General features: G+C 62.6%; 1 protein-coding gene. It reads right to left on the reverse strand.

Annotated elements, in window-relative coordinates; genetic code table 11:
* Window positions 1-545: phosphotransferase (locus AC1DTN_RS38945; protein ID WP_477925579.1), on the reverse strand; the 545-nt coding region annotated here is incomplete at both ends.

Below are 545 nucleotides of genomic sequence, written 5' to 3' on the forward strand. Positions count from 1 at the left end.
CTGAAGGGCTGACAACAGACGACGTTCTTCAGGCAAAAGCGGGCGCACCGACTCGTAGGCTGTCAGAAATGATGCCCTCCGTACGCCGTCGGCACGTCCGGTGTCCAGATCCACGCACCAGTCGTTGAGACAGACCCCGATGTCGAAGAGGACGGTGTCGCAACCCGCAAAATAAAAATCGAGAAGGCCGCTCAGGCAGGTGCATTCGAACATCGCGTTGTCGCGGAAAAGGTCGGCATGTACCGGTCCGCGCGGAAGGGCTGCGTAGTTGGGCGACGAGCTGACCCGTGTCTGGAAGGCCAGCTCGTCCAGCAGCAGCATGCGCTGGTGCTTGCCGACGTATGGCAGCAGAACCGGCACAGTTTCCCTCCACCATTGCAGCCCGCGCAGATTGGGCTGGTGGCGTTCATAGTCCTTGCCGGCCAGGTGCATTCGCGCCAGCATGTCGCCCACTGCGCTGCAATGCTGGGCGTCGGGCGCCAGTTCGCTCTTTCCGCGCAACCTACCCACCACTGCCGCCGGCTTGCCCTCGAGACGATGGAGGA

Source organism: Rhizobium sp. 01T444, assembly GCF_056398305.1.